Here is a 14,785-nt window from a genome sequence, read left to right as displayed (position 1 = left end):
TTTTGACCTGGGAACTGTTTACGGCGACGTAAGCAGTTTCCTCATGTCTAGGTAGAGGAGCGAAAAGCCGCTATGCTGCTTCAAATGCGTCAAATTACGAAAACATATGGCAATTTAACAGCGAATTCGGACGTTGATTTCTCGCTGCGTCAAGGTGAGATTCATGCATTAGTCGGGGAAAATGGAGCCGGTAAAACGACGCTAATGCGTATCTTGTACGGCATGGAGCAGCCTTCGGCTGGCAGCATTCTTTTGAACGGTAAAGAAGTCGTGTTTACCAATCCCACCGATGCAATCCGTAATCGGATTGGGATGGTGCATCAGCATTTCATGCTTTTTCCTTCATTTACAGTGGCTGAAAATATCGTGATTGGCAACGAGCCCAAAGCTGGGCTTGCCTTTGACCGTAAAAAAGCCGCCTCCCAAGTTGAGGAACTTTGCGCGAAATATCGCTTACCCATTGATCCGAACATCAAGGTGGCTGAATGTCCGCTTGGTTTGCAGCAGCGTGTAGAAATCTTGAAAGTGCTCTATCAAGGTGCAGATATCATTATTTTGGACGAGCCTACTGGCGTACTGACCCCACTGGAAGCGAAAGAGCTGCTCGTTATTATGAAAAGTTTAGCGAAACTGGGCAAAAGCTTTATTATTATCACGCACAAGCTGCATGAAGTTATGGAAGTCGCAGATCGGGTAACCGTGCTTCGGGACGGGAAAATAACCGGAACTGTAGACGCAAATGCTACGAGTATCGAGGAATTGTCCAAGTTAATGGTTGGACGTGATTTGAAGCAGCTGCAAAAGCGCACTGCGAATACGGGCCAAGCTGTTCTTCAACTCAAAGACGTATCCATTCATGGTGATAAAGGAAAACCTGTGCTCGATCGCGTCAATTTGCAAGTAAAAGCCGGGGAAATCGTTGGGATTGCGGGTATTTCAGGCAATGGCCAATCGGAATTGATTCAAGCGATCTCAGGGCTTCAATCCATTGATCAGGGAGAAATCCAACTGTTAGGCAAACCTATTCAAGGACGTTCCGTCCGCGAAATTAGAGATATCGGGCTATCCCATGTACCCGAAGATCGCTACCAATGGGGCGCTGCCAAAGAAGGCACTGTGCTAGAAAATGGCACCATGGGCCATCATAAAACCAAAAGCCGCACTGGTTTTTTACAAGGCAAAGAACTCCGTAACATGGTCAGCGGCTTCATTCAACAGTTTCAAATTAAGGCCGGATCTCAAGAAGCAAAAGTGAAGTTTCTTTCTGGCGGTAATTTGCAGAAGCTGATTGTCGCCAGGGAAATTGCTCAGCATCAACCCTTTTTAATTGCAGCTGAACCGACGCGCGGTGTCGATATTGGCGCTATGGAATTGATTCATGAAGAATTGCTGCGAAAACGCGATGAACAGGGCGCTATTTTATTAGTATCCTCCGAATTAACCGAGATTCTCAAACTGTCTGATCGTATCGTCGTCATGTACGAAGGACGCATTGCCGGCGAATTGTCGGCCGAGCAAGCAACTGAAGAGCAAATCAGCTTATGGATGGCAGGAGGCAATTCCAATGCTTAAAAGTCGATTAAATCTAAGCGCTTGGATTCAGCCGCTGCTAGCCGTAGTCATCGGCCTACTTGGTGGTGCAATTGCCATTGCCCTCATTGGCGGTTCCGTCGTTGATACCTACGCTCAAATGTGGAAAGGCGCCTTCGGCAGCTTCTACTTCTTAACGAATACCTTAACACGCGCTACGCCACTCATTCTTGTTGGGTTAGGTGTATCGATCGCCTTCCGTGCCGGATTCTTCAACATGGGGTCCGAAGGTCAAATGATCCTAGGCGCTTTATCCAGCGCGATGGTCGCCCTCTATCTCCCTGGGCCTCCTCTATTTAAATTAGTAGCTGCTATTCTAGGCGGAATTCTAGCAGGCGGCATCTGGTCCGCTTTTGCCGGTTGGTTGGATGCTAAATTCCGTATGAATTTGATCATTACAACGCTGCTGCTGAATTATATCGCTGCTCTATTTGCTGGTTATATGGTCGCCTACCCATTCAAAGACAAGACAGGTTCTGCTGCGCTAGCACAAACGATGATGATCGATAAAAGCGTCTGGCTGCCCAAATTGTTTCAAGGTATGAGCATTCACGCAGGCTTTATTATTGCGATTGGACTTGCCGTTCTCTTATTTTTATTCATTAAATACACCGTCGCTGGCTATGAAATCCGTATGCTCGGTTACAATCCGTTGTTTGCGGCCTATGGCGGCGTCAACAGACGTAAAGTAATGCTGGCGAGTATGTTTGCCAGTGGTGGTTTCGCGGGGTTAGCCGGGGCTGTTGAAGTCCTTGGTATGCAATACCGCTATACAGACGGTATGATTTCGAACCCAGGCTACGCTTGGTCGGGTATCATGGCAACGCTGCTTTCCGGTGCTCACCCGCTCGGTACGGCGATCGCGTCTATCCTCCTTGCTGCACTGCAAACGGGCGGCAGTGGTGTTGAACGTAATACGGACATTCCGTTAGAAATTTCCAGCGTTATTCAATCCTTGCTGATCTTGTTTGTAACGGCCAAGTTCAGCTACACCCTATGGAAACGACGGAAAGGAGGCAAAAGCGATGCAGCATCTTCTTGATGTAGCTTTATTTAACTCCATGTTTCGCATGGTAGCTCCGATCCTTCTAGCCGCACTCGGCGGGGCGATCTGTTCAAGAGTCGGTTTGTTCAACGTCGGCTTAGAAGGATTTGTGCTCGTAGGCGCCTTCTCTGCGATCGTGGGCAATTACTATACAGGCAATGTATTTCTTGCGGTGCTTATCGCTGTTGCCGTAACCATGCTGTTTTCCTGTATTTTCGCCTATATGAGTATTCATTTACAGGCCAATGTCATCGTTGTCGGTATTTCCTTTAACTTTCTTGCCTTAGGTTTGACTGCGTTTTGTTTGAAAGCCATCTTTCATGTCAAAGGCGCCTTCTATGATAAAAATATGATCGGATTGCCGAAGTGGGACATCCCCTTGATTAAAGATATCCCTGTCGTAGGCGGGATTATTTCCGGGCATTCTCCGCTTGTTTATCTGGCTTTTGTGCTTGTATTCGTACTTCAGTATTTCCTGTTTAAATCCGTTACTGGCTTCCGTATGATTGCTGTTGGCGAAAACCCTGTTGCTGCGAAAAGCATCGGGATTAAAGTCAACCGGATGCAATATTTGGCCGTACTGATCTGTGGCGTCCTTTGTGGACTAGCAGGTGCACAGCTTTCACTCGGACAAGTTACGATGTTTACCGAAGGTATGACAGCAGGCCGTGGATTTATCGCGCTCGTTGCTACCATGCTGGGACAAGCCAATCCGATTGGCGTCATGGCGTCCAGCTTACTGTTCGGCTTAATGGATGCTTTCAGTATCCGATTACAAGGTTTCTCTTTACCTACCCATTTCACACAAATGCTGCCGTATATCGTGACATTGCTTGCGATGCTGTTCTTCCGTAAAAGCAACTACTTGGCAGATGCACAGAAAGCGAATGGCAGTTCGCGTTAAAAAGCGTTATAAACAAACCTTATCAACCTAAGCTTAGGAGGATCGCAGATGCATAAAGACACCAAAGCGGAACGCATTAAGCGCATGCAAATCCCTGCTGTAGACGTTCCACCAGAGCTTGCTGGTCGGATTCCACCTGGTCAAGTCGTGACGGATCGCTTCCCTATTTTACATGAAGGAGAAGTCCCGAAGTACGATATGGCAGCGTGGTCGCTGCGCGTTTTTGGAGAAGTAGCCGAAGAGAAAACATTCAGCTATGACGACATATTGGCTTTACCCCACACACAAATCCAGTGCGATATTCACTGTGTGACCCGTTGGTCCAAGCTGGATACGGTATGGGAAGGTGTGCGCTTCAGAGATTTCCTTGAGCTGATCCATGTAAAACCAGAAGGAAAGTATGTCATGATTCATGCGGACAATGACTATGAAACGAACGTTCCACTCGCCGATCTCATGGGTGATGATATCTTGCTGGCCACGACCTTCGATGGCAAGCCACTCACGCTGAAGCATGGCTGGCCGCTTCGCCTCGTTGTTCCACATTTGTATTTCTGGAAAAGTGCCAAGTGGATTCGCGGTATCGAGTTCATGTCGGAAGATCGCGAAGGCTTCTGGGAACGCAATGGCTTCCATAACGTCGCAGATCCGTTCGAAGAACAGCGCTTCTCCGGCGAAGCCATCCCAATCCCCGAAGATGAGTGGGTCAGAAAGGAGTTCGATTAAGTTGCTTTTATCTATCATACAAGTCAATTCGGAGGACTTAACTCCCTATGCCATCGTGTGCGGCGACCCGTTCAGAGCGGAGGCCATTTCCCGTAAGTTGGACAATGCGCGTGAGCTTTCCTTCAGCCGAGAATATCGGACTTTCGTCGGCGAAAAGGATGGCGTTCCCATCACTGTCGTGAGTCATGGTGTCGGATCGCCAGGAGCAGCAGTTTGCTTCGAGGAGCTCATCAAAGGCGGCGTAAAGACGCTGATTCGCGTCGGAACCGCTGGATCATACTCAGCCGACGTCCCCCCAGGAAGTCTCGTTGTAAGCACAGCCGCGGTACGTGAAGAAGGCTTAACTCGCCAGTTAGTTCCTCACGGTTTCCCTGCTGTCGCTGATCACGCGGTTACCCGTGCGCTGTATGAAGCGGCTTCTGAAACGGACGGACTCGTGAAACAAGGGATTACCGTTACCTTGGATGCTTTCTTCCAAGGAGTCGAGGAATTCCCTCATCGTAAATACAAGCAAGCTGGCGCTTTGGCCGTAGAGATGGAAATCGCCGCTCTCTATGTCATTGCTTCGCTGCGGGGTGTGCGCGCTGGCGCCATTGTCGCCTTGGACGGCTATGCAGATGCCGATCTGCGGGAAGTTTACAACCCGCATACGGATGTCGTTTCTGGCGCCATTGAGCGTGAAATTGATGCTGCGATTCGTACGATTGTGAAATTGAATTCGGAAGACAACTAACGCTATATTTGTAAGCCCGTCAGGAAATTCCTGACGGGCTTTTATCTCTCTTACTCTCCGGCCTGATCTCCAGCTCAATCTCGCTACCCACCCAACTCCCGTATGCTCTTTCGACACCCATCATACATATTCAACTGTTACTCTCCTACCTAATCGCCACCTCCACTATCCTACATATCCATCTGCCAACTCGCCCTGTTCCCCTACTACCCTTTCTACATATTCGCCTGCTACTCTCTTACCTGATACCCTCACTTCCATCCTACATAATCATCTGTTACTCTCCTGCCTAATCGCCAACTTCACTATCCAACATATCCATCTGCCAACTCTCCCCTGTTCCCCCACTACCCTTCCTACATATTCGCCTGCTACTCTCCCACTCTCCCCTGCAAAAATGCAAAAAAACATCCTTTCCCACCATTTCTTACTCTCCGACTAAAATGCTTGCGAAAAGGCATCAATTTTACTATTATCCAGCCTTTTCCCGCCAATTCACTCCAAAAGGTTGCCTTTTCGCACTTATTTAGCTACTTTTCAGCCCATGTCGTCAAAATAGATGCCTTTTTGCATCTTTGAAGACAGTACTTCCACACAACACACCAGATAGCCCCGTCGTTGTACCTCTCATCCATACTCACTAGCGCGAAAAAAAACCTTCAACCCCACTTTTCAGTGGATTTGAAGGTTTTTCGCTTATCTCATTTATTTTATGCCAACCATTGCTTCACTTTCGCTGAGAAGTTATTCAGCATCTCTTGTGAACCGAATTGGCCGCTGAAATCTTCAATACCAAGGTAACCGTCGTAGCCAACAGCTTTCAAATCACCAAGCACTTGCTTCCAGTTCACGATACCCGCATCAATCGGCGCCCATTCGCTTTTCCAAAGCTTAATGCCATCTTGCTCTTCACCTGAAAGCGTCCATGCCGCATTCTTAACATGCACATGTGCAAGGTATGGCCCAAGCAATTCAAGACCCATACGGTGGTTCTCAAAGCCTTCATGCACCATGTTACCCGCATCGTGAAGCACACCAATGTTCTCCGGTTTGAAACCAGATACGAGTCTATGCGCTAGACCAGCACTCGCAGTGATCGTATTGTGATGCGTCTCTATTAAACCTTTAACGCCATACTGCTGGGAAAGCTCTTGGACATGGTGCAGGTAGTCCACTGCTTTAGCAAACAAATCATTGTAGTTTTTGCTCTTATCGTAACCAGGTACGCCAACACGGATGAATGGCACGCCGATTTTTTGAGCTGCTTTAAACACATGCTCCGTTTCAGCAACATCACAGTTATTCAAATAAGGTGTAATGCTCAGGTTCACAAGGTTCTCGTTCAGAGCTGCTTGCTTAAAACGCTCTAGTTCTGCATCGGAAGCTGCCGGATCGATTGAGCACAGATTATTTCTCCAGAAGGATGGCGTCTCTCCAACTGCGTCCGCAGGAATATCTTTGAAGCGCCACTCAATGCCAGTAATACCAGCAGCGGCAGCAGCTTTAGCAAGCTCTTCAGGTGTAAAGTCAGGTGTAGCGACAGTAAATACGGATAATTTCATATATAAGCCTCCTTAAGTATAAGCAAGATCAGGTTGAATGTTTATCTCTCCTATATTTTGCAGTATAATAAAAACGTATTCATTGCATTAATTGGGCAAAAGTTTGCTAATATTGACTCCAACTCACAGAGGAGATCTTCACATGCAGGAAATGTACAAGAATCTCGACCGGCTGTTGACTTTCCGACACGCTGTAACACATAATCCATTACCGTTGGACTTTCACCAACATCAGGACCATTATGAAATCTATTTCTTCCTTACCGGCGATGTTCATTATTTCATTGAGAAGCAAGTGTATCCCTTGCAGTACGGCGATCTGCTGATCATGCATAGCAATGAGCTGCATCGACCTAATTTCCAATCGAAGAAACAGCGCTATGAGAACGTTGTTATTCATTTCAATCCAGCGCTGCTCCAACATATGAATTCTCAACAGTTCGACTTGTTGAACTGCTTCAATAATCGTGTATTTGGTGAGCAAAATCGCATGAGACTGACGCCGCCGCAAATTGACGACATCATGAAACTCTACGATCGCATGGAAATGCATCGTCGCCCGCAGGCTTTACCAGGTTCAGAAATCCTTTATTTTGCTACTTTTATTGAGCTGCTCGTTTTTATTAATCGAATCTTCCAGAATCAAGGGAAACAAGAAGAACAGGTCATGATGCCAGACAAGCTCTCCTCTCTCTTCACCTACATTGATGAAAATTTAGATCAGGATCTGTCGCTCGAGGTACTCGAACAAGTTGTCTTCATGAATCGCTCCTACCTATGCCGGCTTTTCAAAAAGCATACAGGCAGCACCATTCATGAGCACATTCTGTTCAAGCGCATCGCCAGAGCCAAACATTTGCTGCGCGAAGGCTCCACCGTCACCGACACGTGCCAGCTCGCAGGCTTCAACGATTATTCGAACTTCATTCGGACTTTTAAAAAGGCCGTCGGCCTGCCCCCCCGTCAGTACCAATCGCAGCAACGACGGGTGTAATAAGCAGTTTTGCTTACCTTGGAAAATCTCAATCCATACTTAGGAGTTGACCCTTGTGTCCCACAGTCAAATTGCCTCCCCGGAAGGATTGGCGCTGGTTGCCAGACTCCGCGATTTTTGCACAAAACTGCCGGTAGTAGAAGAAAAGGTTGATGGCTTTGGCCACACTACCTTTCGTGTCAAGGACAAACCTTTTATTTTTGTAGGTGAGAGCGATGACCAAGTCTCAACCTCTTTCAAAACGAACCTTACTACTCAAGAGTTTCTCTTAGGTCAGGATGGCACGCCTTATAAGAAGACGCCATATATCGGCCAGCATGGCTGGGTTAGCATTATGAACATTGAACTCGTGCCATGGGCAGAGATTGAAGATTTGATCGTAGAAGGGTACGCGCGTACGGCACCTAAGAAAATTGTCCAGCAGTTGAAAGCCACAATGTCATAACCCCGTTGTTATTACAAAAAAAGGTTGCCCAGGTCTCAACGACTTGGGCAACCTTTTTAACTATTCAAAACCTATTTCAGGTTCTCTGGATTCAATACAAGAAGCTCAGGCAATACGAAGATACCATCCTTACGGATCAACACGTCATCAAACCAAATTTCGCCGCCACCATACTCAGGACGTTGGATGTTCACCATATCCCAGTGCAGCGAAGATTTGTTGCCGTTGTAAGCATCATCATAACAATTACCAGGTGTGAAGTGGAAGCTTCCATCGATTTTCTCATCGAACAGAATATCTTTCATCGGGTGCTGAATGTAAGGATTCACGCCGATCGCGAACTCACCTACATAACGCGCGCCTTCATCCATGTCGAAAATTTCATTGATACGATCCGTGTCATTCGCTGTGGCTTTGACGATTTTACCATTTTCGAAATGAAGCACCACATTCTCGAAAATAAAGCCATCATGCGGTGAAGGCGTATTATACGAAATTACACCGTTGACGGAATCACGCACAGGAGCGGAGTACACTTCGCCATCTGGAATGTTAAGCTCTCCGTCGCATTTCACGCCGCCAATACCTTTGATCGAGAACGTCAAATCTGTACCCGGGCCAACAAGGCGCACTTTGTCAGTGCGATCCATAAGCTCTTTCAACGGATCCATCGCTTTGGACATTTTGCCATAATCCATCGTACATACATTGAAATAGAAATCCTCGAACGCATCCGTACTCATACTTGCAAGCTGAGCCATCGAGGATGTTGGGTAGCGAAGAACAACCCATCTTGTATCCTTGATGCGGACATCGAAATGTACCTGTTGATAGTACACGGAATTGTACAACTTCATCCGATCAGCCGGAATATCCGACAGTTCATAAATATTCGCACCGCCGCGAACACCTATGTAACCGTTCATTTGCTTCATTTGGAAGGCATCTACATCTGCCCATGTTTGCATTTGAGCTTCCGTACCGTTCATAACGAGCTCACGAATCACAGCATGGTCACGCAAGTTAACAAAAGGATGTGCACCCGCGGTGTGAACCTTTTTGACGATTTCTTTGACAAGAGCAGAATCAATCCCATAAGCTTCAATTAAAATATTTTCACCTGGCTGTGCCTTAACTGAATAATTCACCAATACATCAGCAAGCTTAGTTAATCTAGGATCCAGCATGTGTTATCTCTCCTCTTCATTGGCGGGTTCGATGGGGTCAAATCCTCTTTCATGTGTCTGAAAGCCGACCGTCGTCAAATAGAACCATTCCCCATTCTCCTCTTGCTCGGCATCTAGTTCATAAATAAGCGCACGGAATTTCCTTAACCATTCGGCATATTTCGCTTTACTCATTTTGACTTCAACCTGCGTCATGATAATCGGCCACTGGGATCGGTCTGGCGATGGAATTTGAAACGCCTCTTCGGGGGCATTAATCGCTCTGTTTCTAGCATGTCCAAGTACACTTAATGTACGTTCTCGGTAATAATTTTCTACCTCTGAAACATACGGGAGCAAGTTCTCACCAGGCACAAAACCACGTGCTACGGCACGATAAAATTTTTGCACAATGCCATTCTTAAGCTCCGTACGAACAACGCAAATCAAATTATGACGTTCAAGCTCATTCAAATGATAATGCACTTTGGCGCGCGCCATCCCTAACAGTTTAGCCAACTGCTGACCCGTATAAGCTTTCTCTATGAGATATAGCAGTACTCTAGCGCGAAGTGGATCACTAATTGTTTTGAGTTGTTCGAGTTCTTCAATGATATAAACAGGCTGCAGTTTCATCGTGGATCCGACCTCCCTCTCCAGTACCAAGATTAACGAATGTACCCTATGCCAGAACGAGTTTCACCTCGAAAAAGCCTTGCTACAAGCGCCTCTTGGTCTTCTTATAATCTCTTAAAGAGATTAATTAAACGACGGTCAAATCTTTTTAACCGTATCATAATGCTAAACAGAATCTATGTCAATTGCGGTTTCTGACTACCTAATCATTCAGTACGAGGCCTTTTTCCATGCGACATTTCACCGCTTTAAAGGATTACCGAAATTAAGCTTTCTACTATGGTAGCAAAAAGGGACGTTTCTGTCACCATTAAAGGTAGAAACGTCACCAATAAATTAACGAGCTAGGCTATTTGGCTCCATTCAAATGGAGCTCTCTCATCTATCGATGTTTTGAAACTAGTAATTTCAGAAGTACTTCAGATGACAGCTCAGTGGCGGATGAAACGAATGAGGACCCGGAGGGCTACTCTATCAAATGCTCATAAACAGCGATTTCAGATAACAAATTTTGATTTTTGTCATTTGATAGCTCTGTGGTGCATGATGCGAACGAGGGTCTGGAGGGCTATTCTATCAAATGCTCATAACAGCGATTTCAGATAACAAATTTTGATTTTTGTCATTTGATAGCTCTGTGGTGGATGATTCGAAAGTGAGACCAGAAGGCTACTCTATTAAATGCCCCAAACCAGCAATTTCTACTAACAAATAATGATTTTTGTCAGTTGTAATTCTTTAACCTTAGGTGGGGATGCATTGTTCAACTTTCAATTATTTAACCGAGTTCTTTAACTAACAGAAAATGTTCTTTGTCATTTGATAGAGCTGTGGTGGATGATGCGAAAGTGAGACTAGAAAGGCTACTCTATTAAATGCTCATAACCAGCAATTTCAGTTAACAAATTTTGATTTTTGTCATTTGATATTTTTGTGTGGATGATGCAAATGAGGACCCGGAGAGCAGAACTACGGGAAAAGCAGCGCGCGCAACGCCGCTGCAGCTTCGCGCGGTGAGCGCGCACCCGCGATGGCGCTCACCACTGCCACGCCGTCCGCCCCTGCGCGGATGACGGCGCCTGCATTCGTGGCATCGATCCCCCCGATGCCCACGAGCGGCAGCTGGATGCCGCCTGCGCGCATCCGCGCTAGTACGGCAGGCCCCTGGACATTCCGCGCATCGAGCTTCGTGCGCGTGGCATACTGGGGGCCTACGCCAAGATAGTCGGCGCCTTCGGCCAGCGCCGACTGGGCTTCGCCCAGATCGTGGGCCGACACGCCCACGATCATGTTCGGCAGCCGCTCGCGCACCGCGGCGGCTGGGGCATCCTCTTGGCCGATATGGATCCCATCGGCCTCAAGCTCTAGAGCCAGCCGTTCATCATCGTTCACGATGAACGGGATTCCACGCTGCGCGCAAAGGCGGCGCAGCCGCACGCCCAGCGCGAGCAGCTCCTGCCCCTGCAGGGCACCGGGGCCCTTCTCGCGCAGCTGGAACATCGTGATGCCGCCGTCGATAGCGGCTTCCAGCACTTCATACGGGTCAGCACCGCCACAATTCGGGCTGCCCATCACCAAATACAAACGCAGAGCTTTGCGCAGCTCTTCAGCACGCAACAATACACTCATCGCACACCTCGCGTTGCCGTATCTTTCGAATCAGCGGCTCGAACACCCTGCTGATAAGCCCAATGATTCGTCGGTCCATGCCCACTTCCGATATGTAAAGGCTCCGAAATCGCAGCATAGATGAAGCTTTTCGCCAACTGTAGGGATGCCTTCGTCGTGAGTCCTTGCGCCAAACCCGACGTCAAAGCAGCTGCAAATGTGCAACCTGTGCCATGCGTATGTTGGGTAACCAAACGTTTTGAAGTGAACTCCGTAAAGGAAACTCCATCATACAGCAAATCCGTCGCTTGCTCCGTATTCGCTTCATGGCCTCCTTTGATCATCACATGTTTGCAGCCATATGCATGAATTCGAATGGCTGCCTTCTGCCGAGAGCCCCCGTCCGTTATCGATATCCCGCTAAGCGCCTCCGCTTCAGGGATATTCGGCGTCACCACATCAGCTAGTGGCAGCAACGAATGGATCATCGCGTCAATCGCCTCTTGTTGCAAGAGTGAAGCTCCGCCTTTGGCAATCATCACCGGATCTACAACGATCTGCTTCCACCCATACGTTTTAATCGCCGCTGCCACAATGCGAATAATGTCTCCGCTGAACAGCATCCCTGTTTTGAGCGCATCGGGCCGCAAATCTTCACCGATGGATGCCAGTTGGCGTTCAATCGCTTCCACGCTCATCGGGTAAACACCTTGCACACCTAGCGTATTCTGCGCGGTAACAGCCGTAATTACGGACATTCCGTACACGCCGAGTTCTTGAAATGTCTTCAAATCTGCCTGAATACCAGCGCCACCGCCGCTGTCCGAGCCGGCAATCGTCAATGCTTTGTAAATCGCCACGGTACTCCCCCCTACTTACTTTTCACTACTATTTTTCTTAACGGTCATGACAGACGCTATCGTCGCCTATACCACTATCTCCATAATCTAACGGACACGGCAGTCGTTATTGCAGCTGAATTCTCCAAATGAGCAGGAAATTCGACTGAATAGCGACCTCTGTGTCCGTTAGCTTTTCAAAACATCATCTATATACCAAATAACGCTTCCTGTGTCCGTTAGCCAAGGGAAAACCAAGACCTAGACCGAGAAAGGAGCCCAGATCCAGGCCAATGCCAAGAACTGAAACTACACCTATTGCTACTAGCCTAACCGCAGACCTAAACCCGGCTCAAACCATCCATCGGACTGCTCGCCGACGCATAACGCTTCTTCGGAATACGCCCCGCCTCAAAGCCCGCGCGTCCCGCTTCGATCGCGAGTTTCATAGCATAAGCCATTTTGACAGGATCCTTCGCACCGGATACTGCCGTGTTCAGCAGCACACCATCCGCGCCCATTTCCATCGCCAGAGCGGCGTCCGAAGGTGCACCAATTCCAGCATCCACGATGACCGGAACCGTCGCTTGCTCGATGATAAAGCTCAGGTTCAACGGGTTAATGATCCCCTGCCCTGTGCCAATCGGTGATGCACCTGGCATAATCGCATGTACGCCGAGCGCTTGCAGACGTTTCGCTAATAACACATCATCCGATGTATAAGGAAGTACGATAAATCCTTCCTCCAGCAGCATTTCCGACGCTTTCAGCGTTTCCACGGGATCTGGCAGCAGCGTCATTTCATCCCCAATAACCTCGACTTTGATCATGTCGCACAGACCAGAAGCCTTTGCTAAACGCGCGATGCGGACGGCTTCTTCAGCTGTTTTGGCACCAGCGGTATTCGGCAGCAACGTGAAATTCGACGTGTCCAGCATCGACAAGAAATTCGGCTGACTCGCCTCAAAAATGTTCATCCGACGAACCGCAAACGTCAAAATTTGCGATTCACTGATATCCACCGCTTGTTTTTGAATCTGAAAATCAGGAAACTTCCCTGTACCTAGCAGCAAACGTGAACGAAACTCATATGGACCGATTTTTAACATGTATTTATCCTCCTCCAACGAAATGAACGATCTCAATTTTGTGGCCTTCCGCAAGTTCAGCACCCGCGTGATCTTCTTTATGTAAAATGGCTGCGTTATGCTCAACCACGAGCATTTTGTCGCTTAGGTCGAAATGCGCAAGCAGCTCCACAACGGTCCGAATCGTATCGGGTACGTCAACCTGCTGACCATTAATGTGCAGTTTCAATGCTTATCAATTCCTTTCCTGTAGCTGAAAATGTGCTTTGATCCTGCTGACTTACTCGCATGGTCTCTGGCGAAAAATCCGGGCTGAAGGCATCCAGCCAAGGGGCTATCGTACTATCCCCCTGTTCGCCTGTGCCATCTCCGCCCACAATCAAATCCGCCAACACCCTCCCCGTGATCGGGCTCAGCAAGATCCCGTTGCGGTAATGACCGCACGCTGTGTACAAGCCCTTCACCGTAGGCACCTTGCCGATGTAGGGCAGTCCGTCGCCTGTCTGCGGTCGCAGCCCCGACCAAGCTTTCTCCCACTCGGCATCGCCGAGTAGCGGCATCAGCCCCCTCGCGCGATCCATCAGCTCGGCCAAGCCAGAGAGCGACACCTTGCGGTCATAGCTGTTCGGCACGACCGTCGCGCCGACCACCAGCCGTCCGCCGGCTTTCGGAACGATGTAGCACCCTGGCGAGAACAGGGTTTTCTTCAAGAGCGGCTTCGGCATCCTAACGGAAAAGCACTCGCCCTTCACGGGATACATCGGCAACTCGATGCCGATGCTCCCAAGCAGCTGACCGCTCCACGTGCCTGCGGCGACGACGACGTGGTCGCTGTAGAGCGGACCGGCAGCCGTCAGCACGCCGATGACGCGCTCCTGCGCGGTCAGCAGCCCTTGCACCTGGGCGAATGGTTGCACCTTCGCCCCGAGCACTTGCGCCGCCTGCGCGAATGCCGCCGCCAGCAGCGGAGCATCGACCTGCCCATCCTCGGGCAGGTACAGGGCTCCGCGCGTCGCCCCGCTCAGCGCGGGCTCTATGGCCGTGGCTTCAGCTGCGCTGAGCCACTGGGCCTTCTCGCCCGCGGCGCGCTGGAGCTTCTCCCGCGCGCGCAGCTCCTGCTCTTGAACGTCGCTGAGCGCGACGTTCAGCAGCCCCTCACGGACGAGGCCGATGTCGATGCCCGTGAGTTCTCGAAGTTCCCCGCTCAGCTCGGGGAACATGGCACGGCTTTGGCGCGCCCACTGGAACAGGGCGCCTGTGTCTTCCATCTCGGACTGCGCGCCGAGCATGCCTGCTGCTGCAGCCGAGGCTTCTGCGCCTAGCTGGCTGCGCTCCAAAAGCGTGACGGATTGCCCTCTTTTAGCCAAGTAATACGCGATGGATGTACCGATAACACCGCCGCCAACGATGATGACATCTGATCTTGCTGCTGACATTTCGCTCACCTCT

At 49.1% G+C, this 14,785-nt stretch carries 15 protein-coding genes; 7 read left to right on the top strand and 8 right to left on the bottom strand.

Translation table 11 applies throughout. From position 1 onward, the window contains the following. Positions 1-72 precede the first annotated feature (72 nt). Genes ACSQ8O_RS05895 through ACSQ8O_RS05875 form a run of 5 tightly spaced genes read left to right on the top strand, consistent with a single transcriptional unit; the run spans position 73 to position 4,998 of the window. Positions 73-1,572, top strand: a complete 1,500-nt coding sequence (locus ACSQ8O_RS05895; RefSeq protein WP_436240818.1) for an ABC transporter ATP-binding protein — start codon at positions 73-75, stop codon at positions 1,570-1,572. Then, positions 1,565-2,632, top strand: a complete 1,068-nt coding sequence (locus ACSQ8O_RS05890; protein WP_056608220.1) for an ABC transporter permease — start codon at positions 1,565-1,567, stop codon at positions 2,630-2,632. The genes ACSQ8O_RS05895 and ACSQ8O_RS05890 overlap by 8 nt, the downstream gene beginning before the upstream one ends. After that, the gene (locus ACSQ8O_RS05885; protein WP_436240816.1) at positions 2,616-3,539 is read left to right on the top strand and encodes an ABC transporter permease; all 924 of its coding nucleotides are present in this window, start codon (positions 2,616-2,618) and stop codon (positions 3,537-3,539) included. The genes ACSQ8O_RS05890 and ACSQ8O_RS05885 overlap by 17 nt, the downstream gene beginning before the upstream one ends. A 48-nt stretch (positions 3,540-3,587) precedes the next feature. Continuing rightward, the gene (locus ACSQ8O_RS05880) at positions 3,588-4,265 is read left to right on the top strand and encodes a sulfite oxidase-like oxidoreductase (RefSeq protein WP_436240815.1); all 678 of its coding nucleotides are present in this window, start codon (positions 3,588-3,590) and stop codon (positions 4,263-4,265) included. Position 4,266: 1 nt separating this feature from the next. Further along, positions 4,267-4,998: a nucleoside phosphorylase gene (locus ACSQ8O_RS05875; RefSeq protein WP_436240814.1), complete on the top strand. Its 732-nt coding sequence runs from the start codon at positions 4,267-4,269 to the stop codon at positions 4,996-4,998. Between the two features lie 710 nt (positions 4,999-5,708). On the opposite strand, the gene ACSQ8O_RS05870 is transcribed toward ACSQ8O_RS05875, so the two are convergent. Next, positions 5,709-6,560, bottom strand: coding sequence for a sugar phosphate isomerase/epimerase family protein (locus ACSQ8O_RS05870; RefSeq protein ID WP_056608207.1), 852 nt, complete (start codon positions 6,558-6,560; stop codon positions 5,709-5,711). Between the two features lie 142 nt (positions 6,561-6,702). Between ACSQ8O_RS05870 and ACSQ8O_RS05865 the strand changes: the two genes are divergently transcribed. Further along, positions 6,703-7,554 carry an AraC family transcriptional regulator gene (locus ACSQ8O_RS05865; protein WP_436240813.1) on the top strand — a complete coding sequence of 284 codons (852 nt, stop codon included), beginning with the start codon at positions 6,703-6,705 and terminating at the stop codon, positions 7,552-7,554. Between the two features lie 55 nt (positions 7,555-7,609). Then, positions 7,610-7,999, top strand: coding sequence for an MmcQ/YjbR family DNA-binding protein (locus ACSQ8O_RS05860; protein WP_056608201.1), 390 nt, complete (start codon positions 7,610-7,612; stop codon positions 7,997-7,999). Between the two features lie 71 nt (positions 8,000-8,070). On the opposite strand, the gene ACSQ8O_RS05855 is transcribed toward ACSQ8O_RS05860, so the two are convergent. From ACSQ8O_RS05855 to thiO, 7 genes are all read right to left on the bottom strand, one after another. Continuing rightward, positions 8,071-9,186: an aminopeptidase gene (locus tag ACSQ8O_RS05855; RefSeq protein WP_436240812.1), complete on the bottom strand. Its 1,116-nt coding sequence runs from the start codon at positions 9,184-9,186 to the stop codon at positions 8,071-8,073. 3 nt (positions 9,187-9,189) lie between these two features. After that, positions 9,190-9,801, bottom strand: coding sequence for an ArsR/SmtB family transcription factor (locus tag ACSQ8O_RS05850; protein WP_056608195.1), 612 nt, complete (start codon positions 9,799-9,801; stop codon positions 9,190-9,192). Positions 9,802-10,770: 969 nt separating this feature from the next. Next, entirely contained in the window at positions 10,771-11,430 is a 660-nt protein-coding gene (gene thiE, locus ACSQ8O_RS05845; protein ID WP_436240811.1) for a thiamine phosphate synthase, read from the bottom strand. After that, entirely contained in the window at positions 11,427-12,269 is an 843-nt protein-coding gene (thiD, locus tag ACSQ8O_RS05840; protein WP_436240810.1) for a bifunctional hydroxymethylpyrimidine kinase/phosphomethylpyrimidine kinase, read from the bottom strand. The genes thiE and thiD overlap by 4 nt, the downstream gene beginning before the upstream one ends. A 320-nt stretch (positions 12,270-12,589) precedes the next feature. Continuing rightward, positions 12,590-13,357 (bottom strand): thiazole synthase, encoded by a 768-nt coding sequence (locus tag ACSQ8O_RS05835; protein WP_171632287.1) that lies wholly within the window; start codon positions 13,355-13,357, stop codon positions 12,590-12,592. Positions 13,358-13,361: 4 nt separating this feature from the next. Then, positions 13,362-13,565 (bottom strand): sulfur carrier protein ThiS, encoded by a 204-nt coding sequence (thiS, locus tag ACSQ8O_RS05830; protein WP_056608183.1) that lies wholly within the window; start codon positions 13,563-13,565, stop codon positions 13,362-13,364. After that, positions 13,549-14,772, bottom strand: a complete 1,224-nt coding sequence (gene thiO, locus ACSQ8O_RS05825) for a glycine oxidase ThiO (protein ID WP_436240809.1) — start codon at positions 14,770-14,772, stop codon at positions 13,549-13,551. Before thiO ends, thiS begins: the two co-directional genes overlap by 17 nt. Positions 14,773-14,785: the final 13 nt, after the last annotated feature.

This window comes from Paenibacillus sp. LjRoot56, assembly GCF_964253335.1.
GTDB classification, from domain to species: Bacteria; Bacillota; Bacilli; order Paenibacillales; family NBRC-103111; genus Paenibacillus_E; species Paenibacillus_E allorhizoplanae.
The sequence above is the reverse complement of the archived record's forward strand: the minus strand, read 5'-3'. Positions and strand labels throughout refer to the sequence as shown.